The sequence below is a fragment of the Luteimicrobium sp. DT211 genome, assembly GCF_049844995.1.
Taxonomy (GTDB): Bacteria; Actinomycetota; Actinomycetes; order Actinomycetales; family Cellulomonadaceae; genus Luteimicrobium.
Window position 1 is genome coordinate 40,619 of the sequence record NZ_JBNCMC010000005.1, and the last position, 25,304, is coordinate 65,922.

A 25,304-nucleotide genomic window follows, 5' to 3' on the forward strand; every position below is an offset into this window, starting at 1 on the left:
GGGGGGGGGCCCCCCCGCCCCTGCGCACCTCACCGGACCTGGCTCCTTCAGGAGGAACGATGGATGTAGCTCCCAAGCTCCTGGACATGGTGTGGGCAGTCCTGATCTTCGGGGCGGTCATCGCTGTGATCCTGGGCCTCGCGGCCCTGTACGAGAAGCGCGGTGGACGCCGGGCGGGCTGGTGGTTCGTCGGACCGTCGTTGGCCCTGCTCGCGGTCGGCCTCGTGTACCCCGCGCTCAAGACCCTGTGGAACTCGTTCCGCGACGCCGGCGGTGGGTCGTTCGTCGGGATCGACAACTACACGGCGATCTTCACGAACTCGGACGAACTGGTGGTCCTGCGGAACACAGTGCTGTGGACGCTGGTCACACCGTTCGTCGCGACCGCGATCGGCCTGCTGTACGCGATCCTGGTCGACCGCGCCAAGGGCGAGGCCGTCGCGAAGGCCGTGATCTTCCTGCCCATGGCGATCTCGCTCGTCGGCGCGTCGATCATCTGGAAGTTCATGTACGACTTCCGCGACCCGGCCGGCGGGACGTCGAAGCACCCGATCGAGCAGATCGGCCTGATCAACCAGGTCATCGTGTGGCTGGGCGGGAAGCCGTACAACTTCCTGCTCAACAGCCCCTGGAACACCTTCTTCCTCATCGTCGTGATGATCTGGATCCAGGCCGGGTTCGCGATGACGATCCTGTCGGCGTCCATCAAGGCGATCCCCGCCGACATCGTGGAGGCGGCCCGCCTGGACGGCGTCGGCGGCTTCCAGATGTTCCGCTTCGTCACGTTCCCGAGCATCCGGCCCGCGGTGGTGGTCGTCCTCACGACGATCGCGATCGCCTGTCTGAAGGTCTTCGACATCGTCAGAACGATGACCGGCGGGAACTTCGACACGAACGTGATCGCGAACGAGTTCTACTCGCAGACGTTCAGCGCCGCCAACCAGGGCCTGGGCGCGGCGCTCGCCGTGATCCTGTTCGTCCTGGTCATCCCGATCATCGTCTACAACGTCCGCCAGCTGCGGGCATCGGAGGGTCGATGATGTCCGAGCTCCTCAACACCGGCGCAGCGTCCGACGTGAACATCGACGGTGCGACCGCAGGCGGCCCGCCGCCCGTGCGCACCCGGGGAGAGATCGCGAAGCGAGGCCTCACGTCGCCGTGGGCGTCGCTCGTCGCGGTCGTCCTCGCCGTCGTCTGGACCATCCCCACGGCCGGCCTGCTCATCACGTCGTTCCGGCCGGCGCTCGACATCAACAAGACCGGCTGGTGGACCGTCTTCACCAACCCGGACTTCACGCTCGACAACTACAAGCAGGTCCTCGACACCAGCCAGTCGTCGTCGCTGACGCCGTATCTCATCAACTCGATCGTCATCACGATCCCGGCGGTGCTGCTGCCCATCCTGCTCGCCTGCCTGGCCGCGTACGCGTTCGCGTGGACCAAGTTCAAGGGCCGGAACGTGCTGTTCGTCGCCGTGTTCGCGCTGCAGGTCGTGCCTATCCAGGTCACGCTGCTGCCGCTCCTGACGCTGTACGTCAAGCTCAACCTCAACGGTACGTTCTGGGCGATCTGGCTCTCGCACACCATGTTCGGGCTGCCGCTCGCGATCTTCCTGCTGCACAACTTCATGCGGGAGATCCCGGGCGAGCTCATCGAGGCGGCGCGGGTCGACGGCGCCGGGCACGTGACGATCTTCTTCCGGATGATGCTGCCGATGCTCAAGCCCGCGCTGGCGGCATTCGCGATCTACCAGTTCCTCTGGGTCTGGAACGACCTGCTCGTCGCCCTGACGTTCGCGGGGCCGGGCACCGCGACGGCACCCATGACGAAGTTCCTGTTCGACCTCACCGGGTCGCGCGGGAACGCCTGGTACCTGCTGTCGGCGGGAGCCTTCATCTCGATGATCATCCCCGTCATCGTGTTCCTGTCGCTGCAGCGGTACTTCGTCCGCGGGCTCCTGGCGGGGTCCGTCAAGGGCTGATCCGCCGCCTGGCACGCGGCGCACGGACGGCCGTCCTCCTCGCCCGAGGAGGGCGGCCGTCGTCGTCCGCGCTGCCCGCCCGACGGCGCACGTAGGCTCGGGCGGTGAGCCCTCGGACCCTCGACCGCGTGCCCGCGCCGGTGGTGCTGGTCGGGTCGGGCACCGCGATGTACGTGGGCGCCGCCGTCGCGGTCGGCCTGTTCGCGGCGGTCGGCGCGCCCGAGGTGGCCTGGCTGCGGACCGCGATCGCCGCCGTCGTGCTCGTCGCCTGGCGTCGCCCGTGGCGCGAGCGCTGGACCGGCGCGCGCTGGCGTGCGGCCGTGGCGTTCGGGCTGGCGCTGGCCGTCATGAACGTCGCCTTCTACGTGGCGATCGACCACCTGCCGCTCGGGACGGCCGTCGCCATCGAGTTCACCGGGCCTGTCGCCGTGGCCGCGCTCACCGGACGCGGGTGGCGCGAGCGGGGAGCGATCGTCGTCGCGGCCGGCGGCGTCGTCCTGCTCGCGGGGGTGGCGCTCGAGCCCGGCCCGGGGCACGACCGGCACGACGTGGTCGTCGGGCTCGTCGCGATCGGGGTCGCCGCTGCCGCGTGGGCGGCCTACATCCTCCTGGGGCGCCGGGTGGCAACCGCTGGGTCGGGGGTCACGACGCTCGCCGTCGCGATGAGCGTCGGTGCGGTCGCGCTGGCGCCCGCCCTCGCGGTGCCGTCGGCGGTCGTGCTCACGGACCTCGGGCTCGCGTGGCGCGCCGTCGTGGTCGCGCTCCTGTCGTCCGTCGTGCCCTACGCGCTCGAGCAGGTCGTGCTGCGGCGGGTCGGCGCGGCGACGTTCTCGGTGCTCATGGCGCTGCTGCCCGCGACCGCGACCGTCGTGGGCGTCGTCGCGCTGCAGCAGGTGCCGTCGGCCCCCGAGCTGCTGGGGCTCGCGTGCGTCACCGGCGCGCTCCTCATGACGGGGCAGCTCCGACGGCGCACGCCGCCCCGCGACGCCCCGCCCCTCGTCTGAGCAGCCCGGGCCGCCCGCGGTCGGCTACAGGTACTGGCCGGGCGTCGGGCGCTGGTCGTCGCCGCCCTGGGGACCGCCGGGGACGCCCGGGGTCTGGCCAGCCGGGCCACCCGGACCGCCCGGTCCGAACAGCCCCGGCGGAAGCCCCCGGCGCATCTGCGAGAGCTGGTTCTGCGCCGCGATCTGCTGCGCCACGAGCGCCGTCTGGATGCCGTGGAACAGGCCCTCCAGCCAGCCGACGAGCTGCGCCTGGGCGATCCGCAGCTCCGCGTCCGACGGCGTCGCGTCGTCCGTGAAGGGCAGCGTGATCCGGTGCAGCTCGTCGATGAGGTCGGGGGAGAGGCCGTCCTCGAGCTCGTGGAGCGAGCGTTCGTGGATGGACGCCAGGCGCGCCCGCGCGGCCTCGTCGAGCGGCGACTCGCGCACCTCGTCGAGCAGGCGCTTGATCATGGTGCCGATGCGCATGACCTTCGCGGGCTCCTCGATGGAGGTCCGCTCCTGGTCCGACTCTCCCGCGCCCTCGGCCTCGCCGTCCGCGGCCGTGACCCCGGGCGGCAGGATGAGCTGTGGTGCGACCTGGGCGGCTGCCGCCTCGCGGACGGCGTCCTCGGCGGCCTTTTCGGCCTCCCGCTGGGCGTGGTCCTCGGCCGCTCGCTCGTCCTCGGCCGTCTCGTCCGGTGCGGTGCCGTCCTCGGTGCCGGGGGCGTCCGGGACCTGCTGCTGTGCGTCGTCGGGCATGGCGTCCAGTCTGCCCCGTCAGGGCACCAGCAGCACCTTGCCGAACACCGTCCCTGCCTCCACCAGCTCGTGGGCGTGCGCGGCCTCGTCGAGGGGGACGCGGGCGCCGATCACGGGGTGCAGCCGGCCGTCGTCGAGCCACGGCCACGCGTGCGCGGCGACGTCGGCGACGATCGCGGCCTTGGCTTCGCGGCTCCGCGCGCGCAGGGTCGTCCCGGTGACGGTGAGGCGGCGCGCCATCACGGCGCCGAGGTCGAGCTCGGCGCGCCGGCCGCGCTGCGTGCCGATCACGACCAGCCGTCCCTCGTCGGCGAGGACCTCGAGGTTGCGGGCCAGGTAGGCGCCGCCGACGACGTCCAGGACGACGTGAACGCCCCGGCCGTCCGTGGCGTCGCGGACCGCGGCGACGAAGTCCTCGGTCCGGTGGTCGATCGCGAGGTCCGCGCCGAGCTCCCGGCACCGCGCGACGCGCTCGGGCCCGCCCGCCGTGGTCGCCGTCCAGGCGCCCAGCGCGGCGAGGAGCTGGAGCGCGACGGTCCCGATCCCGCCCGAGCCGCCGTGGACCAGCACGCGCGCGCCCGACGCCGTCACCCGCCCCAGGCGGCCCGGTCCGGTCAGGTTGCTCCAGGCGGTGCAGACGGCCTCGGGCAGGCCCGCGGCGTCGACGAGGTCGAGCGAGTCCGGCACCCGCAGGAGCTGGCCGGCCGGGACGACCAGGCGGTCCGCGTAGCCCCCGCCCGCGACCAGGGCGGCGACGCGGTCCCCGACCGCCCAGCCGTCGACGTCGTCGCCGAGCGCGGCCACCGTTCCCGACGCCTCGAGCCCGGGCCACGACGGCGCGCCCGGTGGCGGCGGGTAGTGGCCCTCGCGCTGCATGAGATCTGCTCTGTTGATGCCGGCGGCCGCGACGTCGACGAGGACCTCGCCGCGTCCGGGTACGGGGTCCGCCACCTCGCGGACGGCCAGCTGCTCGGGTCCACCGGGTCGGACGATCTCGACGACGCGCATGCCGAAGAGCCTAGGCCGGGGGGCTTGCGCCGGGGTGTCCTCATCGTCGAAGGTGGGAGTCGCTCGGACGCCCGTCAGCACCGCGGGGCCCGACGCCGAAGGGGGCTGATCCGGACCGCGGTCCGGATTAGGTGTTCGCGGTCCGATCGCGGATAGTTAGCGGGAAGTTCGTTCGTGGCGTTGCCCTACGCGCACGGTCCCGTGACGCGCGCGAGCCGTCCCGGCAGATGAAGGCGCTGATCAGAGCGCCGACAGGAAGGTGCGTATGCTCCGCAGGTTGAGCGTTCGAGGGAAGATCCTCGCCGCCCTCGCTGTGCCGGTCCTCGTCCTCTTCGTGGCCGCCGCGTACATCTCGTCCCAGGCGATCGGGGACGCCCGCCAGGCGCGCGCCGTCCACTCGCTGACGTCCGTCTTCGCGACCCAGGACGCGTTCCTCGACGCGGTCCAGGCCGAGCGGTTCGCGACGTGGCAGGCGACCGGCGGCGACAAGGACGCGGTCGACGCGCTGGCCAAGGCCCGCAACCTCACCGACACGACGCTCGCGAACCGCGACAAGGCGCTCCGCGCCCTGTCGCTCGGCCAGTTCAACGACCAGCTCGCGAAGGCCGTCACCACCTCCCTCGCCGCGAAGGACCGCATCGAGACGGTGCGCCGCCAGGTCGACGTCGCCGAGTCCACGGGCTCGATCGACAAGACCGCGAACTACATCGACAACTCGTACCAGAACGTCGTCGGGCTCGCCGCGAACATCGGGTCGCTCCTGTCGGAGACGGCGTCCGACCGTACGCTGGCGCAGTTCGTGGACGCCTACAACGCCGCCTCGACGCTGACGACGCAGATGGCCCTCGAGACCACCGGCGGCTACCAGGTCCTCGCCGACCCGTTCGACAAGAACGCGTCGCTCGAGGACCTCGTCAAGGCCGGCGTCGTCGCCAACGCCGTGCAGATCTCCGGCCTCATCGAGGACGACACGACGCGCGCGAGCCAGCTCTCCAACACCCTGTCGGCCCTCGGCATCCACGCCGACGTGCCCACGGTCTCCGGGATCTACCAGATCCTCCGCAACGCGATCCGCTCGTCCGAGGTCTCCGCGGCCAACAAGGCGAACGCGGGCCAGTGGCTCGAGACGTCGCAGAACCAGACCGTCGCCACGGCAGCGATGCGCGACGAGGTCGCGTCCGCCGTGGACGCCAAGGCCGGTGACCTGCAGACGTCGGCGACGACGCGCGCCGCCGTGACGATCGGCATCGGGGTGCTCGCGTTCGCGCTCTCGGTGATCATCGCGCTCGCGATCGCCCGCACGATCGTGCGCCCGCTGCGCCGCCTCACCGACGCCGCCGCGACTGTCCGTGAAGAGCTGCCGACGCTCGTCGAGCAGGTGGCCGAGCCCGGCCGCGGCCCGGACCTCGCGCTCGAGGAGATCCCGGTCGAGTCGAGCGACGAGGTCGGCCAGCTCGCACGCGCGTTCAACGACGTCAACGCGACGACCATCTCGGTCGCCAAGGAGCAGGCCGCGCTCCGTGGCTCGATCGCCGAGATGTTCGTCAACGTCGCGCGCCGCGACCAGGTGCTCCTCAACCGCCAGCTCTCGTTCCTGGACGACCTGGAGCGCACCGAGGAGGACCCGGGCTCGCTGTCGAACCTGTTCCGCCTCGACCACCTCGCGACCCGGATGCGGCGTAACGCGGAGTCGCTCCTCGTCCTCGCCGGCATCGACTCGGGCCGCCGGGTCCGTCAGCCGATGCCGACCTCCGACGTGGTCCGCACGGCGTCGTCGGAAATCGAGATGTACGACCGGGTGCGCCTGATCCTCCCGGTCGACCCGCTGATGCTGGGCCACAACGCGCTGTCCGCCGCGCACCTGCTCGCCGAGCTGCTCGAGAACGCGACCCGCTTCTCGGAGCCGCACACCCCTGTCGAGGTGTCGACCAACCGCACGTCGTCCGGCGTGCAGGTCATGATCCGGGACTACGGACTCGGCATGGGCCCCGAGGAGCTCACGGAGGCGCGGTCGCGCGTCGCGTCGTCGGGCGCCTCCGAGGTGCTCGGCGCGCAGCGCCTCGGCCTCTACGTCGTCGGCCGCCTGGCGCAGCGCCTCAGGGCGACGGTCGAGTTCACGTCGTCGGGCGACAGCGGCCAGGGCACCACCGTCGTCGTGTCGTTCCCGGCGGTCCTGTTCGTCAGCGACACCAACGTCCCGCTGCCGGAGCCGACCGACCCGCTGGCCGCGGAGACCCAGGCCGCGGTCGGGCAGCTCGGCCGCGGCGCCGCCCCCGACAGCCTTCCCGCCCGGACGCCCGCGCCCGCGCACCCCTCGGGACCCCTGCCGCTGCCGCAGCCCGAGCCCGAGGTCGCCGTCCCGGTCGACCTGGCCGCGCTCACCGACGGCACGACCGCGACCGGCATGCCCAAGCGCCGGACCGCGAGCCCCGAGGGCGCGCCTGAGACCATCGGCAGCGGGCTCCCCGTGCGCGGCGCCGCGCCGTCCGCCCCCACGCACAGCGCCGCGAACCTCGTGCTCCCGCCGCTCAGCGCGCCCGAGCTCGCCGCCGACCTCGGTGGCGAGGGTGCCCGCTGGGCGCCGCCGACCGAGGCCGCGTCCGGCGCCACCGCGCTGCCCAGCCGTCGTCGCGAGACGTCGGTCGCGCCGGAACCCACGCCGCTGCTCTCGCCGGACCCGGCATCGGCGGCCCTGCCGCTGTCGCTCGAGCCGTCCGCCGCGTCGCCGCACCAGCTGCCCGACGAGACCGCCGTCGACCTGGTGGCCGTGCCCGACGACGTCGTCCGCACGTCGATGTTCTCGGGCTTCCGGTCGATGAGCCAGCTCAGCCAGCGCGCCGAGTCCGGCGAGCCGGCCGCGGCCCCGGGGGAGCCCGTCTCGGACGAGCCCTCGTACGAGGCGCTGGTCGCGCGGGACGAGCCCGAGCCCACGGTCGCCCAGCCCGAGCCCGCGTCCTCGTGGGCGCCGCCGGCGCTCGTCAGCGACGTGCCGCCGCCCCCGCCCGTCGAGCCCGCGGCAGCTTCCTACGGCTACGCGCCGGCCGTCCCCGACGTCGACGCGACCGCGTTCGAGCTCGAGGACACCAGCTGGGAGCCGCAGTTCGTCCAGGGTGAGCCGTCGCTGCCGTCCCGGGGCGAGCAGGGTTCGGCGCTCTCCGAGGCGCAGGCCGCCTCCGCGCTGTGGGAGCCCCCCACGGAGGGTGAGACGGCGTCGCCCTACTCGGACCTCGGCGGCTACTTCGGCCGACAGCAGGACGACGCGGCCGAGGCTGCGCCCGAGCCGGCCACTGCCTACGAGCCGGCGGCCGCGTACGAGCCGGCGGCCGCGTACGAGCCGGCGGCCGCGTACGAGCCGGCGGCCGCGTACGAGCCGGCGCCCGCATCCGGCCAGGAGGTCGACACGTCTGCGGCGGAGCTCGACGACGCCGCGGCGTTCGACCAGGCCCTGCCCGCGTTCGACGACCTGCTCACGAACCTGCCGACGCGCCGCGACGTGCGCGAGGCCGCCAAGCGGAACCGCGGCTGGTTCCGGCGCGGCTACTCGCAGCAGGCCTACACCGAGGCGCTCCGCACCCTGACGGAGCCGACGCCCGTCGTGCCGGCGTCGTCCATCCACTCCGCCGAGGCCCTCGGGCTCACCGGCGTGACGCGGACGTCGGCGCTGCCCGCGCCGGCACCCGCCGCGGAGCCGACGCCGTCCGCCACGCCCGCGCCGTCGTTCGGTGCCGAGACGCCCGCGCCGGTCGCGGCCCCCCAGGCCGAGCCCGCGGCCGCGGCGTACGAGCCCGCCGGCACGGCGTACGAGCCGATCGCGGATCCGGTGCTCCCGGCTCGTCGCGAGGACCCCCGTCCGACGCTCACGAGCGCGGAGCTCACGGGCCGGACGCTGCGCCCGCGATCGCTCGACCCGCTCGACGCGGAGTACGTCGTCGACCCCGTGACCGCGAAGTCCGAGTGGCTCGCGTCCGCGGTCCTGTACGAGGAGATGACGACGCTGCTGCGCACGAGCTCGTTCGACCCCGCGCCCACGGGCGCCACCTACCAGCCCGTCGTCGAGCTGACGACCGGGCCGACGCTCACCCGTCGGGCCCGCCGCCAGCAGGAGTCCACGGGCCAGCAGAGCGCGAACGACCGGATCGACCGCGACGCCGAGGTGCTGCGCGAACGGCTCCGGGCGTTCCAGAGCGCGACCCGCCGGGCGCGCGAAGATGCGGTCGGCCAGCCGTCCGTGGACCTCGACGCCGAGTTCGAGGCCGCGTTCGGAGGGCCGTACGGTCGCACCGACGGGCCGGGGACCGCGGGGGACGGCTCCCGCGCCTAGCACCGCCCGGCCGGTCGTGGACGTCGCGACGGGCGAACGAAGACGTGCTGCAACCGCAGCACCTGACCTGGAGGAAGAGTGAACGCACTCAGCACCGAGGCAACCACGTTCGGGTGGCTCCTCGACAACTTCGTGCGCACGGTGCCCGGGAGCCGTCACACGCTCGTCGTGTCGGCCGACGGTCTCCTCATGGCGATGTCGGAGAAGCTGGACCGCACCAGCGGCGACCAGCTGGCGGCGATCGTCTCGGGCATGTCGAGCCTCACGCGCGGCGCTGCCCGCCAGCTCGGTGGCGGCAACGTGCGCCAGGCCATCGTCGAGATGGACAACGGGTTCCTGTTCCTGATGAACATCTCGAACGGGTCTGTTCTGGCGGTCGTCGCTGAGTCAAACTGTGACGTCGGCCTGATCGGCTACGAGATGGCCATGCTCGTCTCGCGCACCGAGACGACGCTGACACCGCAGCTCATCTCGGAGATGCGGGGCAACCTGCCCGTCGACGGCGCCACGCGCACGTCGCAGGGCTGACCACCAGGGACGAGGTGAGGTCGGTGACGAACACGGTCCCGGGCGGCATCCCCGCCGTACCCGTGCCACCCGGCGAGGTGTACGAGGCCGCCACGGTGCGCCCGTACGCCGTCACGGGCGGCCGCGTGCGCTCGGCGACGTCGGACCTGCCGCTCGAGGCGCTCGTCGAGGTGATGCCGGGCGCGGTGAACGGCTACGGCCTGCCGCCCGAGAAGCGCGCGATCCTCCAGCACGCCGCTCACAACTACGTCTCGGTCGCGGAGCTCTCCGCGCTCCTGCGCCTGCCCCTCGGCGTCGTCCGCATCCTCGTCGCGGACCTGTCCGACGAGGGCTACGTCACCGTCCACACGTCCGCCCCCGTCAACGTCCACACCGGCCACGGCCACAACCCGGGCCTGTCGCTGAGCGTCCTGGAGAGTGTTCTCAATGGCATTTCCTCCCTCTGAGTCCGCGCCGTCCGGCGCGCCCGTGCGGACCTCGGTCGGCGTCGGGGGTGGGTCCGGCGCGTCGTTCGCCGGGCAGCCCGTCGCGACGCAGCCCGCGCCGCCCGTGCTCCGTGGCGTCCCGAACGAGAGCGGCCCGACAGGCCAGCCCGCCCCGGCCGCCGCCCACGACGGTTCGCAGGGCACCGCGGCCGAGGTCGGCCGCGCCGCCCCGACCGTCGTGAAGATCGTCGTCGCGGGCGGGTTCGCCGTCGGCAAGACGACGTTCATCGGGTCGATCTCCGACGTCGAGCCCCTCAACACCGAGGCCGCGATGACGGAGCACTCGGTCGGCGTCGACGACGCCGGGGGCGTGAGCGACCGCAAGACCACCACGACCGTCGCCATGGACTTCGGCCGCGTGGCCCTTCCGGGCAACCTGTGGCTGTACCTGTTCGGGACGCCCGGCCAGGACCGCTTCCTCTTCATGTGGGACGACCTGGTGCGCGGCGCGATCGGCGCCGTCGTGCTCGTCGACACCGAGCGCCTGGACCAGTGCTTCCCGGCGATCGACTACTTCGAGTCGCGCGGCATCCCGTTCGTCGTGGGCGTGAACTGCTTCGACGGCGTCGCCAAGCACCGCCTCGAGGACGTCCGCGAGGCCCTGCAGATCGGCGGCCACGTGCCGATGCTCTACACCGACGCGCGCTCGCGCGCCGCGACCAAGCAGACGCTGGTCGCGCTCGTGCAGCTCGCCATGCAGCAGCTCCGCGCCCAGCAGGGCGCCGCGGCGCAGTAGCGTCCCGCCCGACGCCGGCCCTCACCTCCCTCCGGAGGTGGGGGCTGTCGTCGTCCCCGGTCGTCTCGCGGGTGGCGGGCCCGCAGGCGGGGTCCGGCTTGCGCGTCGCGCGGTGGCGGACCGGTGTCGTGCGCATGGAAGAATGGCGGCGCGCGCTCCGGCGCGAGGAGGGTTGACAGAGCGGCCTAATGTGACGGTCTTGAAAACCGTTGTCCCGCAAGGGACCGGGGGTTCGAATCCCTCACCCTCCGCTCCCTGCGGCCCGTGCTCAGTGCACGGAGAACCCGCCGTCGACGGCGATGGCCTGCCCGGTGACGTACGCAGACGCGGGGCTCGCGAGGAACACGGCGGGCCCGGCGAAGTCCTCCGGGAGGCCGTTCCTGCCGACGAGCGTGCGTGCCGCGAGGGCCTTGACGGCGGCGGGGTCGGAGCCGAGCCGCTCGTTGAGCGGCGTCAGCACGAACCCGGGGACCAGCACGTTCGCCGTGACGCCGTGCGCTGACCACGCCTCGGCCTGCGACCGCGCCAGCCCCTCCAGGCCGGCCTTCGAGACGCCGTAGGCGCCGCTCGCAGCAAAGGCGCGGTGAGCCTGCTGCGAGCTGATGTGGATCAGCCTCCCGAACCCGCGCTGCGCCATCCCGGGTGCGAGGCGCTGGCCGAGGACGAAGGGCGCGTCGAGATTGACTGCCATCGTCGCGTCCCAGGTGGCGTCGTCGAGCTCGGCCATGGGCGGGCGCAGGTTGATGCCGGCGGAGCTCACGAGGACGTCCACGTCGCCGACGGAGTCGGCCAGCGCATGCGCACCGGGGCGGGTCGCCAGGTCCGCCACGACCCCGTCGGCAGACCCGCCGCCGACCCGGATCGCGGCTACCGTGGCGTCGATGGTGGCACGGGTCCGCGCGGCCACGACGACGTGCGCCCCCGCCGCTGCGAGCGCGACGGCGATCGCGCGTCCGATGCCCGAGCTCCCGCCCGTCACCAGGGCGGTACGGTCACGGAGCCTGAACAGGTTCTCCAGCTGCATCGGGTCAGGCTATCCGGGGCGTTCAGCCTGGGGCACGGTCTCGGTCCGCCTGCCGCGGGTCTACTGTCGACCCCGTGACCAGCGCGTTCCCCACCGCCACCCGATACGCACCTCGCGGGATGGTGTGCACGGTCGACCACCTCGCCACCGCCGCCGGGGTCGACGTCCTCGCGGGCGGCGGCAACGCCGTTGACGCCGCGATCGCCGCGCACGCGGTGCTCGCCGTGACGGCGCCGCACCTGTGCGGCCTGGGCGGCGACCTGTTCGCGCTCGTCCACGGCGCGGGCGGCGCGCCGGCGGCGCTCGACGCGTCGGGCCGTGCCGGTTCGGGCGCCGACCCCGAGCGCCTGCGCGCCGAGGGCCGCACGTCCATGCCGTTCCACGGCGACATCCGGTCCGTCCCGGTGCCCGGGTGCGTCGACGGGGTGCTCGCGCTGCACGCGCGCTACGCGACGCGCGACCTCGCGGCCCTCGTCGCGCCGGCGGTGCGACTCGCCGAGGAGGGGTTCCCGGCGTCCCCGATCCTGGTCCGGCCGGCGTCGCGGCTCGAGGACGTCGAGGGGGCGGGCGACCTGTCGGCGGCGACGCGCCCGGGCGCCGTCGTGCGTCGGCCCGGGGTGGCGCGGACGCTGCGCGGGATCGCCGCGCACGGGCGGGACGCGTTCTACGGCGGGGAGTTCGGGGCGGGCCTGCTGGCGCTCGGGGCGGTCGACGCGCGCGGCGGCGTGCGCCCCGAGTACGACGCGTCCGACCTCGCGCGGAACCTCGCCGACTGGGTGGCGCCGATCTCGACGCGGGCGTGGGGGCACACGCTGTGGAGCACGCCGCCCGCGTCGCAGGGGTACCTGCTGCTCCTCGCGGCCGAGATCGCGGACGGCCTCGACCTGCCCGACGACGCCGACGACCCCCTCTGGGCGCACCTCCTCGTCGAGGCGTCCCGGGCGGCCGGGCACGACCGGCTCGACGTCCTGCACGAGGGCGCGACGGCGCCGCTCGGCGAGGCGGACGCGCTGCGCGCCGAGATCGACCCCGCCCGCCGCACGCCGCGCTTCGACCCGCCGCAGCGCGACGGGGACACGACCTACCTGTGCGTCGTCGACGGCGACGGGCTGGCCGTCTCGCTCATCCAGTCGAACGCCGCGGGCTTCGGCAGCGGGCTGTTCGAGCCGAGCACGGGCATCAACCTCCAGAACCGCGGCGTCGGGTTCACCCTGCGCCCCGGTCATCCCGCGGAGTACGGACCCGGCCGCCGCCCGCCGCACACCCTCACCCCCGCGCTGGTGACGCGGCCGGACGGGTCGCTGCGCGCCGTCGTCGGGACCATGGGCGGCGACTCCCAGCCGCAGCTGCTGCTGCAGGTCCTCGCCCGCCTGCTCGCCGGCGGCGCGACCGCCGGGGAGGCGATCGGGGCGTCCCGCTGGCGCCTCGACAGCGGCGCCACGGGCTTCGACACCTGGGAGGACGCGGTGCGCGTCGAGGTGGAGCACGGCAGCCCGTGGGCCGACGGACTGCGTGAGCGCGGGCACGAGGTCGTCGAGGCGGCCGCCGGCGTCGGGTTCGGTCACGCCCACCTGATCGACGTCACCGACGAGGGCGTGCGCGCCGGCGCCGCGGACCCCCGCGCGGTCATCGGTGCGGCCTCCGGCGTCTGACCTGGCCCCGACCCGGCATGCTGGGGGAGTGGTGGTCGAGCCGACGAGTCGTGACGGGGTCGTCGAGCTGGTCGTGGCCCGGGTGCTGGGGCTGGTCGGCCGGCACGGCTCGGCGCAGGGCCGCGTCCGCGTGCTCGTCGACGGGCACCCGTCGACGGACCCGGAAGGCTGGGCGGACGCCCTGGTCGAGCCGCTCCGGGCCTCGGGTCATGCGGCGTTCCGGGTGGGCGCGGGGGCGTTCCTGCGCGCGGCGTCGCTCCGTCTCGAGCGCGGGCACGAGGACCCTGACGCCCTGTACGAGTCGTGGCTCGACGCGGCCGCGCTGGAGCGCGAGGTGCTGCGGCCCTTCGGTCCGGGCGGCTCGGGCCGGTTCACGCCGAGCCTCCGCGACCCGACGACGGACCGGCCCACCCGCGAGCCCGCGCGCGACGCCCCGCCCGGGTCCGTGCTCGTGCTCGACGGCGCCCTGCTCCTCGGCCAGGGGCTGCCGGCGGACCTGACGGTCCACCTCGCGGCACGCCCGGCGACGCTGCGCCGGCGTACTCCCGACGACGAGCGCTGGACCCTGCCCGCCTACGACCGCTACGAGCGCGAGGTGGGTCCCGCGGAGGAGGCGGACCTCGTCGTGCACGTGGACGACGCACGCCGCCCGGCGGTGCTGGACCGCACCACCGGGCGACGTTGACGCCGGAGGTCACTGCGAGGGCAGGACCGACTTCGACAGCGACGGCCCGAACACCTGGCCGATCCTGCTGACGCCCAGCCCGCCCGCCGCGAGCACGGACGCCGCGTCGATCCGGACGCCGTCCTGGAGGGGGACGCTGAACCGGTGGCTCGTGCTGCGCCCGCCGACGACGGCCTCCACGGACACCGTCACGTCGACCTGCGCCCCGCCGGACACCACCTCGACGCCGCCGATGCCGGGCTTCGCGTTGATCTGCGCGGCCTGGCCGCCGGTGAGCGGGACGCCGTCGAGCGTGAGCCGGAGCGAGTCGCCGGTGACGCCGAGCTTCTGGTCGATGCGGAGGCTCGCCGCCTTGTCGTGCTGGGCGGTGACGCCGAGCACCGTCCGCGCGGTCCCGACGCCGCTCAGCGCGAGCGACGCGGTCTCGCCGGAGGCGACGGGCGCCGTCAGGTGGAGCTTCGAGAGTCCGTGCCGGACGGCGTAGTCGAGGCTGCCTGCCCGGACGGCCCGGACCTGGTGGACGTAGTCGGACGAGGCGGCGGCGAGCTGGAGCGCCCCGAGCGCGGCCTGCGCCGTGGTGCCGAGCCGCGCGACGAGCTTCGGGTTGCTCACCACCTCGTGGACCGTCGCGTCGCCCAGGGTGCCGTGCACCGCGGGGTCCTGCGCGAGCGCGGCCGCGACCCGGCTGCGTGTGACCCCGCCGGCCGCGACCTGCTTGAGCGTGACCGAGCCGAGGACCACCCGGATCGGCGGCCGGACGCCGAGGGTGACGTCCCGCACGCTCGCCCGACGGCGCAGCCTGAGCTCGCCGACGACGGGTCGCGACTGCGCCGGGGTGCCGACGGTGCCGGTGACGACCGGTCCGACGACGGGCCCGGTGTGGATCGGGCCGGTGTGGACCGGGACGCCGTGCACGGGACCGTCGTCGATCACCGGGCCCGTGCCGACGGGACGCAGCGCTGCGGCGCGGTCGACCGCGACCCGGGCGGCGTCGGACGCCCCGGCGCCCGGCACGAGCCGCCCGGCGTTGAACCCGTGGACCCCGAAGAAGAGGTCGTCGAGCGGGGCGCCCGCCGCCTCGAGCCGGCCCGCCCGCGACCCGAACGCGTCGAGGTCGTTGCCCTGCGCGTCGGTGAGCGAGACGGTCTCGGCGTCGGACCCGAGGATCAGGACGGTGCCCGCCAGGATCAGCAGGATCGCGTCCCACACCGGCGTGTGCTCGCGCGAGCTGAGCAGGTGGAACGGCATGTAGTGCAGCCGGCCGCCGCTCGACGACGTGCCGTCGTAGGTGGCCCCGGCGCCGGCGTAGTGGAACGTGTTGGCGTTCGGGTCCACCTGGAGGGTGCGGCTCGTGCTGGGGAAGTTCGGGTCGTGGACCGTGATGGTCCACGGGCTCGTCGACGTGTCCCAGCCGATGGGCCGGATGCAGTGCGGCGCCCCGCTGAAGTCGGCGTTCTGGGCGAGGCAGAGCACGGGGTCGTCCCCGCGGGCGGCAGCCGCCTGGGTCTCGAGGAACACGGCCTTGGGGTCGTGGGTGCGACCCGAGACGAACTGGTCGACGAACCACCAGATCGGCGCGGAGCCCACCTGGTACTGGTGCTTGACGTTGAACGTCTGGCGCAGCTGGTCCCAGTCGCGGAAGCGCGAGAGCGGCAGGCTGAACGCGCTCTGCCCCTTGTCCGCGTAGATCGACTCGAGGCTCATCCCGAAGCAGTTCCCGCCCCGGGCGAGGCCGTCGACCACGAGCGCGTAGAAGAGCCGGTCGAGGTCGTCGTCGAGGTCCCACCACTCGGGGTCGGAGTCGACGTCGCTGAACGCGGTCGCGTAGTCGGTGAACGCGATGTCCTGCGTGCCCTTGTTCTGCACCGCCCACCAGTGGTCGTTCGGGGCGAAGCCCCCGGGGGGCGGCGTCGGCTGCACGGACAGCACGATGTCGTTGATGTTCGAGAAGTGCCCGGAGTGGAGTACACCCCCGGACTCGCGCAGGCCCCAGCCGTTCGCCATCGTGAGCTGCGTGGTCCACGTGCCGAGGTGGTCGTCGCCGCCGCCGAACGGGGCGCCGTCGTCCGAGTCCCAGACGTCGATCGTGACGGTGAGGACCTGGTCGGCGCGGTTCGTCGTGATGCCGCCCTGGGCGGGCAGGCGCAGGTTCGGCTGGACGACGTTGTGGTCGTCGGAGTCGCCCGACGCGGGCCACCGCTGGTTGACGATCATCGCCGCGCCGTCGGCCACCATGGCCCGCAGGTAGACGTCGTTCTGGCCCATGAAGAGCCCCTCGGACTCCACGGTGTTCACCGTGCTGAGGAACAGCGAGAACGAGGTCGCCACGATCATCCCGTCGAACGTCCCGAACCACAGCAGGCTGCCGTTCTGGAACGTGTTGAACCGGGCCGGCGCGGGTGCGCCGGGGATGTCGCCCTCGTCCGACGTCGGGAAGCCGAGCTGGCCGCCGGGGCCGCCGAGGTCGCGGTACTTGCGCCGGATGTCGCCGTGCACCTCGAACGCGCCCGTCGCGCCGGACCAGTAGATCGTGCAGTTCTCCAGCTCGTTGTACCGGCCGAGCGCGGTGCCGTCGCGCACGACGTCGCTCTCGTCGGTGAGCGGGAAGCCCCACGTGCCCGTGGCGCCCGTCGCGAGGAAGTGGCCGAGGATCGCGCCGTGCAGCTCGTGGGCCACGCTCGCCCCGGCCCTGAGGTACAGCCGCGCGTTCTGGAAGACCTGCTCGAGGCCGCCGGGGACGGCGTCGGCGAACGCGGTCGGGAAGCCGAGACCCGCGGCCTCGTTCAGCCGCTCGTAGCTCAGGTACAGGTGCCCGACGACGGGGAACGCCCCGGTCCCCGCCGACCAGTAGATCCCGCCCGACGTGAACAGGGACTTGCGGCCACCGGCCGCCCGGCTGTTCGTCTCGTCGCTGACGAGCGCGCCGAGCGGGGCCGTGTCGGCGAGAGCCGCGTAGAGCTGCCAGATCGCGCCGTGCATCTCGAACGCGACGCCCGCGTCCTCCGAGTACATGAGCAAGCCGTTCTGGAACGCCTGCGTCGAGGCGCCGATCGCGGCCGACCAGGTGATGGGTGACCGGGGATCGCCCAGGTCGAGGCCCGCGAGCACGAGCGACTCGTCCTTGTAGCTCAGGTACCACTCGGGGGCCGTGCGCCGCGCGTCGAGGAGCGCCTCGAGGTCGGCGGGGACGTCGTCGGACCAGCGGACGGCCGCCAGGGCGCCGCCGAAGTGCGAGCCGCCCTGCGCGTCGGTGCCGAGGAACAGCGAGCCGGCCGCGGCGACCGTGACGGCCCCGTTCGGGAACGCGTGCACCGCCTGGAGCGCCCCGTCGACGTACACCCCGATCGTGTCGGTGTCGTACGCGAGGGCGACGACGTGCCAGGTCCCCGGCGCGATCGCCGTCGCGAACGTCGTGCTCGCGCCCTGCTTCGCGCCGGCCGCGGGAGTCACCCGCCCGACGACGGCGACGCCGGTGGGCGTGCCGACCGAGCGCTCGACCGTGAGCGAGAACGGCAGCAGCGTGGACGCGAGGACGGTCTGGGCGCTCGCGGGGAGCGCGTCGACCTTGAGGGCGACCTGGACCGTGAACCGGGCGGCGTCGGGCGTCAGGCCGGCGAGGTCGACCTTCGCCTTGCCGGCGGTGCCGAGGTCGAGCGCCTTGGGGAAGTTCCCGAGCGCCGTGTGCCCGGGACCGGCGACGACCGTGACGCCGGTGAAGGTGGCGGCTCGTGAGCCGCCGGGGTTGTGGACCTTCGCGCGGTCCAGCGTGTAGTCGATGAGCGCGGACATGGGATCCCTCGCGGGGTTGCCCGTCGGGTCCCCGCCGACAGGTCGGGCGCTGGTGCGCCCGGCATCGCGGGGAACGACCCCGGCGACCGTCCCCGTGATACGTGCTGCGCCGCGCGTCGGCGGGTGAGTTTTGCTCCGGGGCGGCCACCACGGGTAGCCTGGCGTCGCCTGGTCCGTAGCCGTGCCGCCCTGGGACTCGTCCCGCGGGTGGTACGGAACCGCGATCGGCGAGGAGACGTCGCATAGTCAGGTCTAGTGCGCCACCCTGCTAAGGTGGTAACGGGGCAACCCGTTCGAGGGTTCAAATCCCTCCGTCTCCGCTCAAGAAGCGGTCAAGGCTTCCGAGAGGGCCCGGTCAGGCATCGCCTGCCCGGGCCTTTTCCACGTCCCGGGGACGTTCGGAGTCGGCGCCGCCCAGCGCCTGGGCGAGCGTGCTCAGCATGGCCGCGAGCTCGGCGTGCTGCTCGGGGTCCCAGCCGTCGAGCAGCTCGGCGAGCGAGTCGCGACGCGCGGCGGCCAGCGCGTCGGCGGCGGCGAGCCCGCTCTCGGTCAGCACCGCCGTCCCGGGCGGGTCCTCGCGCGTGAAGCCGCGCGCGCCCAGCTCCGCGTAGGCCTCCTCCAGCCGGGGCGTGCGCGCCCTGCCGCGCGCCTCGACGTCGGCCCAGGTCGTCGGCCCGAAGTGGTGCAGCCTCAGCAGGGCCCAGGCCGCGAGCGGCCTGAGGTCGACGCCCGCACGGTCCGCGACCCGTCGATACAGGTCGTGCCGGGCCTCGCGGCTCCCGAGCACGCTGAGCGACCGCTGGATCTCCTCGAGCGACGTCCGCTCCGTGGGCGAGCCGCCCAGGCCCTCGCCCATGTCAGCGACCCCGACGGTCTTGCGCAGCGGCTGCTCCTTCACGAACCAGGCCAGCACGAACGCGATCAGCGCGATCGGCGCCGCCCACTTGAAGACCGTCGAGATCGAGTCGGAGTAGGCCCCGATGATCTCTCCCGCGAGCGCCGGCGGGAGGTCGGCGACGGCCTTCGGGTCGCCCTGGACGACGGTCGGGTCGAAGCCGGCCGGCAGCTGCTGGCCGGCGAGCGCGTCGGTGATGTTGCGCGCGAGCTGGTTGGAGAAGATCGACCCGAAGATCGCGACGCCGAACGAGCCGCCGATCGAACGGAAGAACGTCGCCCCCGCGGTCGCGACGCCCAGGTCCTCGTACGGCACCGCGTTCTGCACGATGAGCACCAGCACCTGCATGACCAGCCCGAGGCCCAGGCCGAGGACGAGGAACGCGAGGCTCATCTCGAGGGTCGTGCTCGCGACGCCCAGCAGCGACAGCAGCCACAGCCCGATCGCCGTGATGGCCGTGCCGAAGATCGGGTAGATCTTGTAGTGGCCGGTCTTGCTGATGATCTGGCCCGTGCCGATCGACGTCAGCAGCATCCCGAGCACCATGGGCAGCATCCGCACGCCCGACGTCGTCGCCGACACCCCGTGCACCACCTGGAGGAAGGTCGGGATGAAGGTCAGCGCGCCGAACATCGCGAACCCCACGATGAACCCGATGGCCGCGGTGACGTTGAAGACAGGCAGTCGGAACAGCTTGAGCGGCATGACGGGCTCCGCCGCCCGGCGCTCGACGGGGACGAACAGCACCAGCAGGACGACGGCGATGCCCGCCAGCGCGAACGTCTGCCACGAGCCCCACGGGTAGCTCACTCCGCCGAGCGACGTCATGAGCACGAGCGATGTCGCGATCCCCGCCAGGACCAGCGTGCCCAGGTAGTCGATGACGTGGCGCTGGTGGGAGCGGCGCAGGTGCAGCACGGAGCTGATCACGAGGAGTGCGACGATCCCGATCGGCAGGTTGATGTAGAAGACCCAGCGCCACGACAGGTGGTCGACGAACAGGCCGCCGAGCAGCGGGCCGCCCACCGACGTCACGCCGAACACCGCGCCGAAGAAGCCCTGGTACCGGCCGCGCTCGCGGGGCGGCACGACGTCGCCGACGATCGCCTGCGTGAGCACCATCATGCCGCCGCCGCCGATGCCCTGGATCGCGCGGAACGCGATGAGCTCGGGCATGTTCTGCGCGAGGCCGCAGAGCGCCGAGCCGACCAGGAAGATCACGATGCAGGCCTGGATCATGCCCTTGCGGCCGTACATGTCGCCGAGCTTGCCCCACAGCGGCGTCGACGCGGTGCTCGCCAGCAGGTAGGCCGTCACGACCCACGACAGGTGGTCGAGGCCGCCGAGGTCGCTGACGATCGTGGGGAGCGCCGTCGAGACGATGGTCTGGTCGAGCGCCGCAAGGAACATCGTGAGCATGAGGGCGCCGAAGACGACCCACACGTTCGCGCTCACGTGCTCGGGCGCCCCCTCGGCAGCGGCGGGGGATCCGGCGGGTTCGGTCTGCGGCGTCGCGCTCACGGTTCCACTGTGCTCCCGGCAACCGTCGGGCGCGCGTGGAAGCCCCACGACACCATCCCCGGGTGACGCGGGCAGAATGGGGCCATGCGAGCTGCCGTCATCCACGGGCCCCGCGACGTCCGCGTCGAAGAGCGCCCCGACCCGAAGATCCTCACGCCGGCCGACGCGGTGATCCGCGTCGTCGCCGCCTGCGTCTGCGGGTCCGACCTCTGGCCCTACCGCGGCGTCCGCGAGACGCGGTCACCCCACCCCATCGGCCACGAGCTCGTCGGCGTCGTCGAGGAGGTCGGGGCCGACGTCACCGTCGCCGCGCCCGGCGACTTCGTGATCGCGCCGTTCTCGCTCTCGGACGGCACCTGCCAGTCGTGCCGCGCCGGCTTCACGTCGGCGTGCGACCACGTCACCATGTTCGGCGGCCCCGACCGCGACGGGCACCCGGTCGACGGCGCGCAGGGCGAGTACGTGCGGATGCCCCTGGCCGACGGCTCGCTCGTCCGCGTGCCGGGGCCCGTCGACGACGCGCTCGTCCCCGACCTCCTCACCCTCTCCGACGTCATGTCGACGGGGCACCACGCCGCCGTGAGCGCCGGCGTCGGGCCCGGCTCGACCGTCGTCGTCGTGGGCGACGGCGCGGTCGGGCTCAGCGGAGTCCTCGCGGCGTCCCGGCTGGGCGCCGAACGTGTCATCGCCGTCAGCCGGCACGCCGACCGCGCCGAGCTCGCGAGCGAGTTCGGGGCCACCGACGTCGTCGCGGAACGCGGCGACGAGGGGATCGCCGCGGTCCGCGACCTCCTGGGCGGCGACCTCGCCGACAGCGCCCTCGAGTGCGTCGGCACGAAGGAGTCCATGCGTCAGGCCCTCGGGTCCGTGCACGGCGGCGGGCGCGTCGGCTACGTCGGCGTCCCCGCCGGCGGCTCCGAGCTGCCCATCGGCTACCTGTTCTCCCGGAACCTCACCGTCGGCGGCGGCATGGCGCCCGCCCGCGCCTACATCCCCGAGCTGCTGCCGGACGTCCTGTCGCGCGCCATCGAGCCCGGGCGCGTGTTCGACCTCGAGCTGGGTCTGGAGGACGTCGCCGAGGCGTACGCGGCGATGGACGAGCGGCGGGCGATCAAGGTGCTGCTGCGTCCCTGACCGAAGCCGGCTCGGTGGTCAGGCCAGGGTGTGGGCGATCCTGCGGGTGGTCCAGGCTGCCGCCAGGACGAGGAGCGAGGCGGCCAGGACGCAGGCCAGGAACTGGGCGACGACCGCCACGTTGGCCAGCGCCGTGACGCCGAGGACCGGGAGCATGAGCATGAGGGCGGCGATCGTCGCGACGCCCACCGCGACGAGGAGGGGGACGAGGGTCTCGTCCAGGCGGGCCCGGTCGAGGGTGCGCTCGTCGGTGCCCGCGAGGCGCAGCGCGCGGTACTCGGAGCGCTGGTCGATCACGCGGCCCGCCTGAAGGACGCCCGTCGACACCGCGGCCAGGACTCCCGCGATCGCGAGGGTGAGGAAGCCGCCCGTCTTGAGGTCCGTCAGCAGCACGCGGTCGGCCGGCGCCTGGTCGGAGGGGTCGATCAGGGCGAAGATGCTGGTCAGGCCGGCGACGAACGTCGCGAGCGCGACCCCGCCCACCGAGCGCCACGCCGTCTTCGGGGAGTCGACGATGCGTCGCCCGGCGAGCAGCGCGGGGACCCGTCGGGCGCGGCCCGCGGTCACCCGGCCGGCCAGCGACATCACGAACGGCCCGATGACGTTGAGGGTCGCGAAGCCCCCGACGAGCACGGTCGTGAGCACGGCGATGACGATCGCCTCCGACGCCCACGACGTGTTCACGGCGACGACCATCGCGAGACCCGCGAAGAGGAACGGCAGCAGGCGCGTCCACCGCAGGCCGGGCGGCGTCACACGGGCGGCGACGCCGAGCGGCGTGATCGCCACGCGACGCAGGCTGACGAGCGCCGAGACCAGCGCGACCAGCACCACCCCGGCCAGCGCGGCGAGGACCACCCACGGGCCCACCCACAGCTCACCGAGGTCGAACGTGCGGCCCTGGAACCGGAGCTGCGCCACCAGGGGCAGCAGCGCGAGATAGGCGCCCACCCCGAACGCCGCGCCCACCAGCGCCTGCGCGCCGGCGTCCAGCGCTGCCAGGAGCGTCACCTGCCCGGTCGTCGCGCCCGCCAGCCGCAGGGACGCGAGGCGCGCGTCCCGGCGCGCCGCGGCGAGCCGCGCCGCCGCGCCGCCCAGCGTGGCCAGGGGCACCACCAGGAGCAGCGACGCGATCCCCGCGTAGAGCGGGTACTGGGTCGTGTACGAGGTGGTGTCGGCGTCGAGGCCCTCGGCGATGCCCGTCGACCCGCCCGCCCGCGCCACGAAGGCCATGAACCCGCCGACGACCACGAGCAGGATCGCCGTCGTCGTCGCGAACGCCACCACAGCGAGCGCCGTGGTCAGGCGGGCCGGTTCGCTGTCGCCCGCCGCTCCCCGCGCACGACGGCGTAGCAGCCACCACAGCGCGACCGTGGCCTTCAGGCGGGTCACCGGTCGGCCTCGGTGGCGGCCGTCGTCGGGGCGACGAACTCGCGGACGACCTGCCCGTCGCGCATCGCGAGGGTCCGGCCGCAGTGCCGCGCGACGCCAGGGTCGTGCGTGACGATGACGAGCGCCGCCCCCGACGCGCGCACCGCCGACGTCAGCACCGCGAGGACCTCCGCCCCGGTCGCCTGGTCGAGGGCGCCGGTCGGCTCGTCCGCGAACACGACGCCCGGCGACCCCACGAGAGCGCGCGCGATCGCGACCCGCTGCGCCTGGCCGCCGGACAGCTCGCCCGGCCGGCGCTGCTCGAGACCGGCCAGCCCCAGGTGGGCGAGCCACCCGGCGGCGACGCGGGTCGCCTCGGCCCGGGGGACGCCGTCGAGCATGAGGGGGATGGCCGCGTTCTCGACCGCGGGGAGCTCCGGGAGCAGCTGGCCCGACTGGAACACGAACCCGAAGTCCTGCCGGCGCAGGGCCGTGCGGCGCGCCTCCCCGAGGGAGGCGAGGTCCTCGTCGCGCCACAGCACCGTGCCCGACGTCGGCGCGATGATCCCGGCGAGGCAGTGCAGCAGCGTCGTCTTCCCGGAGCCGGACGGGCCCATGATCGCGACCGACTCGCCCGGCGCGATCGTGAGGTCGACGCCGGCCAGGGCCTGCGTCGTGGCGCCCGACGTGCCGTAGGTCTTGGTGAGACCCGTCGCGACGAGCGGGGTCGGCGTCGTGGGCCGCTGGCCGACCGGCAGCCCGGGCGGTGTCGCGCGTGTGGGGGCGGGGGAGAGGAGGGGCTGCGTCATGGTCCCAGCCTTCTGCCCGCGGGGATCCTGCGCGTCGGGCGGTGGGCTGGACCTGCGTCGTCGCGGGTGCGACCGGGGGTGGACCCGCGCGCCCCAGTGGGTCCCTCGAGGGTGTGACGTCCGTCTCGGACGGGCGCTGGCGGGCGTCTTGCGGGTTATCCGGTTTGGGGAACGCCGCCGGGGCACGGTAGTCTTTCCGTCGGCCGGTTCGAGAGAACTGAGCCACGCGCCCGTAGCTCAACGGATAGAGCATCTGACTACGGATCAGAAGGTTGGGGGTTCGAATCCCTTCGGGCGCACACACTGGAAGGCCCGGAACCGCAACGGTTCCGGGCCTTCGTCGTTCTCGCAGTACCCCTTTCCTCTCGCACACCCCTCACGATCGCGTCGGGCGGGCCTCTGGGCTCGTAGTGGTGCGCGGGGGCCGAGCCTCGTCGTCCCGGTCGCCGGGGCCGTCGTCGGCTCCGAGCTCCCATGCCCGTCCGTCGAAGAGCATCTCGACGCCGCCGTCCAGCATCTGCGCGATCTCGGACGACCGCGGGATCATGGTCGACTCGTAGGCCGTCACGGCCTCGTCCAGGCTGGATGCCGAGGCGATCGCGACGGCCAGCTCGGCCGCGTCGAGCATGGCCAGGTTGACCCCGACGCCGAGCGGCGGCATGAGATGTGCGGCGTCGCCGAGCAGCGCGATGTTGGGCGAGTGCTGCCACGTCAGGGGTACGGGGAGGGCGAAGAGCGGCCGGTCCACGTAGGGGCCGACGTTGTCGGTGATGAGCCGCACCAGCGCCGGTGACCAGGACGCGAACTGCGTGGTCAGGTGGGCGCGGATCCCGGTGGTGTCGTCGGGCTGGAGCCCGGCTTCGGCGATCCAGTCGGCTGTCGCGCGTTGGATGACGTAGACGCGCATGCGGCCGCCGCTGTTGCGTTGGGCGAACAGGGCGCGGTCTCCGTCGGAGGCCGTGGCGCTGCCGCCTCCGACGAGCTCGACGAGCTCGGGGTGCTCGGTGTCCATCTCGTCGAACCAGGCTTCGAGGAACGTGCCGCCGGCGTAGGCGGGGCGGGCAGCGGAGACCGCGGCCCGGACGCGCGAGCGGGCACCGTCGGCCCCGATGACGAGATCCGCCTCTTCGGTGCGGCCGTCGTCGAAGGTCAAGGTGCGTGGGCCGGCGTCGTTGCCGCTGACCGAGACGAGCTCGTGTCCCCACCGAATGGTGCCCGGTATCAGGGAATCGAGCAGGAGCCCGCGCAGCTGACCGCGATCGATCTCCGGCGAGATCGCTTCGCCGGCCTCGGGGACGTGATGGGAGATGATGCCTCCGTCCGGCTTGAGGATGCGCATCTCCTGACCCTCGAATCGCGCGAGGGCGAAGAACTGATCGATGAGGCCGGCTTCTCGGAGTGCGACCTGCCCGTCGTCGTCATGGAGGTCCAGGGAACCGCCCTGGTTCCGGGCGCGGGGGCCGCTGTCGCGGTCGTAGACAGTGACGTCGATGCCGCGCTGCTGCAGGATCCGGGCGGCCGTGAGCCCTCCGGGCCCGGCGCCGATGATGCTGATGCGTGCTGCGGAGAGTGTGGGGGTGCTCATGAGCCTGCCGTTCGTTCGGCGATGAGAGCGGACCCCTT

The 25,304-nt window shown here is 73.6% G+C and carries 18 protein-coding genes and 3 tRNA genes; 13 read left to right on the top strand and 8 right to left on the bottom strand.

Translation table 11 applies throughout. From position 1 onward, the window contains the following. Nucleotides 1-59: 59 nt before the first annotated feature. The 3 genes from ACLQ14_RS14135 (at nucleotide 60) to ACLQ14_RS14145 (ending at nucleotide 2,985) form a co-directional block, all read left to right on the top strand. Nucleotides 60-1,040 (top strand): carbohydrate ABC transporter permease, encoded by a 981-nt coding sequence (locus tag ACLQ14_RS14135; RefSeq protein ID WP_425814084.1) that lies wholly within the window; start codon nucleotides 60-62, stop codon nucleotides 1,038-1,040. Continuing rightward, the gene (locus ACLQ14_RS14140; protein WP_425814086.1) at nucleotides 1,040-1,981 is read left to right on the top strand and encodes a carbohydrate ABC transporter permease; all 942 of its coding nucleotides are present in this window, start codon (nucleotides 1,040-1,042) and stop codon (nucleotides 1,979-1,981) included. The genes ACLQ14_RS14135 and ACLQ14_RS14140 overlap by 1 nt, the downstream gene beginning before the upstream one ends. A gap of 104 nt (nucleotides 1,982-2,085) precedes the next feature. Then, nucleotides 2,086-2,985 (top strand): EamA family transporter, encoded by a 900-nt coding sequence (locus tag ACLQ14_RS14145; protein WP_425814088.1) that lies wholly within the window; start codon nucleotides 2,086-2,088, stop codon nucleotides 2,983-2,985. A 24-nt stretch (nucleotides 2,986-3,009) separates the two neighbouring features. On the opposite strand, the gene ACLQ14_RS14150 is transcribed toward ACLQ14_RS14145, so the two are convergent. Next, nucleotides 3,010-3,723 carry a proteasome activator gene (locus ACLQ14_RS14150; RefSeq protein ID WP_425814090.1) on the bottom strand — a complete coding sequence of 238 codons (714 nt, stop codon included), beginning with the start codon at nucleotides 3,721-3,723 and terminating at the stop codon, nucleotides 3,010-3,012. A gap of 18 nt (nucleotides 3,724-3,741) precedes the next feature. Continuing rightward, nucleotides 3,742-4,731: an NAD(P)H-quinone oxidoreductase gene (locus tag ACLQ14_RS14155; RefSeq protein ID WP_425814092.1), complete on the bottom strand. Its 990-nt coding sequence runs from the start codon at nucleotides 4,729-4,731 to the stop codon at nucleotides 3,742-3,744. Between the two features lie 277 nt (nucleotides 4,732-5,008). Here ACLQ14_RS14155 and ACLQ14_RS14160 point away from each other — a divergent pair, with 277 nt between their 5' ends. The 5 genes from ACLQ14_RS14160 to ACLQ14_RS14180 all read left to right on the top strand — a co-directional run bounded on the left by ACLQ14_RS14160 (nucleotide 5,009) and on the right by ACLQ14_RS14180 (nucleotide 11,052). Then, nucleotides 5,009-9,052, top strand: a complete 4,044-nt coding sequence (locus tag ACLQ14_RS14160) for an ATP-binding protein (protein ID WP_425814094.1) — start codon at nucleotides 5,009-5,011, stop codon at nucleotides 9,050-9,052. A 78-nt stretch (nucleotides 9,053-9,130) separates the two neighbouring features. Further along, complete coding sequence (locus ACLQ14_RS14165) at nucleotides 9,131-9,580, top strand: roadblock/LC7 domain-containing protein (protein WP_425814096.1); 450 nt, start codon at nucleotides 9,131-9,133, stop codon at nucleotides 9,578-9,580. Nucleotides 9,581-9,603: 23 nt separating this feature from the next. After that, nucleotides 9,604-10,026: a DUF742 domain-containing protein gene (locus ACLQ14_RS14170; protein ID WP_425814098.1), complete on the top strand. Its 423-nt coding sequence runs from the start codon at nucleotides 9,604-9,606 to the stop codon at nucleotides 10,024-10,026. Nucleotides 10,027-10,243: 217 nt separating this feature from the next. Then, nucleotides 10,244-10,801, top strand: coding sequence for a GTP-binding protein (locus ACLQ14_RS14175; protein ID WP_425814287.1), 558 nt, complete (start codon nucleotides 10,244-10,246; stop codon nucleotides 10,799-10,801). Between the two features lie 166 nt (nucleotides 10,802-10,967). After that, nucleotides 10,968-11,052: transfer RNA gene (locus ACLQ14_RS14180), tRNA-Ser, on the top strand. 17 nt (nucleotides 11,053-11,069) lie between these two features. Here the strand turns inward: ACLQ14_RS14180 and ACLQ14_RS14185 are convergent. After that, nucleotides 11,070-11,825 carry an SDR family NAD(P)-dependent oxidoreductase gene (locus ACLQ14_RS14185; protein WP_425814100.1) on the bottom strand — a complete coding sequence of 252 codons (756 nt, stop codon included), beginning with the start codon at nucleotides 11,823-11,825 and terminating at the stop codon, nucleotides 11,070-11,072. Between the two features lie 74 nt (nucleotides 11,826-11,899). On the opposite strand from ACLQ14_RS14185, the gene ACLQ14_RS14190 reads away from it, so the two are divergent. Beyond that, nucleotides 11,900-13,477, top strand: coding sequence for a gamma-glutamyltransferase family protein (locus tag ACLQ14_RS14190; protein WP_425814102.1), 1,578 nt, complete (start codon nucleotides 11,900-11,902; stop codon nucleotides 13,475-13,477). A 28-nt stretch (nucleotides 13,478-13,505) separates the two neighbouring features. Continuing rightward, the gene (locus ACLQ14_RS14195; protein ID WP_425814104.1) at nucleotides 13,506-14,162 is read left to right on the top strand and encodes a uridine kinase; all 657 of its coding nucleotides are present in this window, start codon (nucleotides 13,506-13,508) and stop codon (nucleotides 14,160-14,162) included. A 9-nt stretch (nucleotides 14,163-14,171) separates the two neighbouring features. On the opposite strand, the gene ACLQ14_RS14200 is transcribed toward ACLQ14_RS14195, so the two are convergent. Then, nucleotides 14,172-17,951, bottom strand: coding sequence for a LamG-like jellyroll fold domain-containing protein (locus ACLQ14_RS14200; protein WP_425814106.1), 3,780 nt, complete (start codon nucleotides 17,949-17,951; stop codon nucleotides 14,172-14,174). Nucleotides 17,952-18,182: 231 nt separating this feature from the next. On the opposite strand from ACLQ14_RS14200, the gene ACLQ14_RS14205 reads away from it, so the two are divergent. After that, nucleotides 18,183-18,271 (top strand) — tRNA-Ser (locus ACLQ14_RS14205). Nucleotides 18,272-18,306: 35 nt separating this feature from the next. Here ACLQ14_RS14205 and ACLQ14_RS14210 read toward each other — a convergent pair. After that, the gene (locus ACLQ14_RS14210) at nucleotides 18,307-20,367 is read right to left on the bottom strand and encodes an MDR family MFS transporter (protein WP_425814108.1); all 2,061 of its coding nucleotides are present in this window, start codon (nucleotides 20,365-20,367) and stop codon (nucleotides 18,307-18,309) included. 84 nt (nucleotides 20,368-20,451) lie between these two features. Here ACLQ14_RS14210 and ACLQ14_RS14215 point away from each other — a divergent pair, with 84 nt between their 5' ends. Beyond that, nucleotides 20,452-21,501 carry a zinc-dependent alcohol dehydrogenase family protein gene (locus ACLQ14_RS14215; protein WP_425814110.1) on the top strand — a complete coding sequence of 350 codons (1,050 nt, stop codon included), beginning with the start codon at nucleotides 20,452-20,454 and terminating at the stop codon, nucleotides 21,499-21,501. Nucleotides 21,502-21,519: 18 nt separating this feature from the next. On the opposite strand, the gene ACLQ14_RS14220 is transcribed toward ACLQ14_RS14215, so the two are convergent. Next, complete coding sequence (locus ACLQ14_RS14220) at nucleotides 21,520-22,893, bottom strand: FtsX-like permease family protein (protein WP_425814112.1); 1,374 nt, start codon at nucleotides 22,891-22,893, stop codon at nucleotides 21,520-21,522. Beyond that, nucleotides 22,890-23,681 carry an ABC transporter ATP-binding protein gene (locus tag ACLQ14_RS14225; protein ID WP_425814114.1) on the bottom strand — a complete coding sequence of 264 codons (792 nt, stop codon included), beginning with the start codon at nucleotides 23,679-23,681 and terminating at the stop codon, nucleotides 22,890-22,892. The genes ACLQ14_RS14220 and ACLQ14_RS14225 overlap by 4 nt, the downstream gene beginning before the upstream one ends. Before the next feature lie 226 nt (nucleotides 23,682-23,907). Between ACLQ14_RS14225 and ACLQ14_RS14230 the strand changes: the two genes are divergently transcribed. Beyond that, nucleotides 23,908-23,980 (top strand) — tRNA-Arg (locus tag ACLQ14_RS14230). A 77-nt stretch (nucleotides 23,981-24,057) separates the two neighbouring features. Here ACLQ14_RS14230 and ACLQ14_RS14235 read toward each other — a convergent pair. After that, nucleotides 24,058-25,266, bottom strand: coding sequence for an FAD-dependent oxidoreductase (locus ACLQ14_RS14235; RefSeq protein ID WP_425814116.1), 1,209 nt, complete (start codon nucleotides 25,264-25,266; stop codon nucleotides 24,058-24,060). Between the last annotated feature and the right edge of the window lie 38 nt (nucleotides 25,267-25,304).

Excerpts from the sequence above, each read along its gene's own strand:
- ACLQ14_RS14140 (WP_425814086.1), top strand. The coding sequence starts at position 1,040 with ATGTCCGAGCTCCTCAACACCGGCGCAGCGTCCGACGTGAACATCGAC.
- ACLQ14_RS14185 (WP_425814100.1), bottom strand. The coding sequence starts at position 11,825 with ATGCAGCTGGAGAACCTGTTCAGGCTCCGTGACCGTACCGCCCTGGTG.
- ACLQ14_RS14235 (WP_425814116.1), bottom strand. The coding sequence starts at position 25,266 with ATGAGCACCCCCACACTCTCCGCAGCACGCATCAGCATCATCGGCGCC.
- ACLQ14_RS14200 (WP_425814106.1), bottom strand. The coding sequence starts at position 17,951 with ATGTCCGCGCTCATCGACTACACGCTGGACCGCGCGAAGGTCCACAAC.
- ACLQ14_RS14135 (WP_425814084.1), top strand. The coding sequence starts at position 60 with ATGGATGTAGCTCCCAAGCTCCTGGACATGGTGTGGGCAGTCCTGATC.
- ACLQ14_RS14155 (WP_425814092.1), bottom strand. The coding sequence starts at position 4,731 with ATGCGCGTCGTCGAGATCGTCCGACCCGGTGGACCCGAGCAGCTGGCC.
- ACLQ14_RS14150 (WP_425814090.1), bottom strand. The coding sequence starts at position 3,723 with ATGCCCGACGACGCACAGCAGCAGGTCCCGGACGCCCCCGGCACCGAG.
- ACLQ14_RS14215 (WP_425814110.1), top strand. The coding sequence starts at position 20,452 with ATGCGAGCTGCCGTCATCCACGGGCCCCGCGACGTCCGCGTCGAAGAG.
- ACLQ14_RS14225 (WP_425814114.1), bottom strand. The coding sequence starts at position 23,681 with ATGACGCAGCCCCTCCTCTCCCCCGCCCCCACACGCGCGACACCGCCC.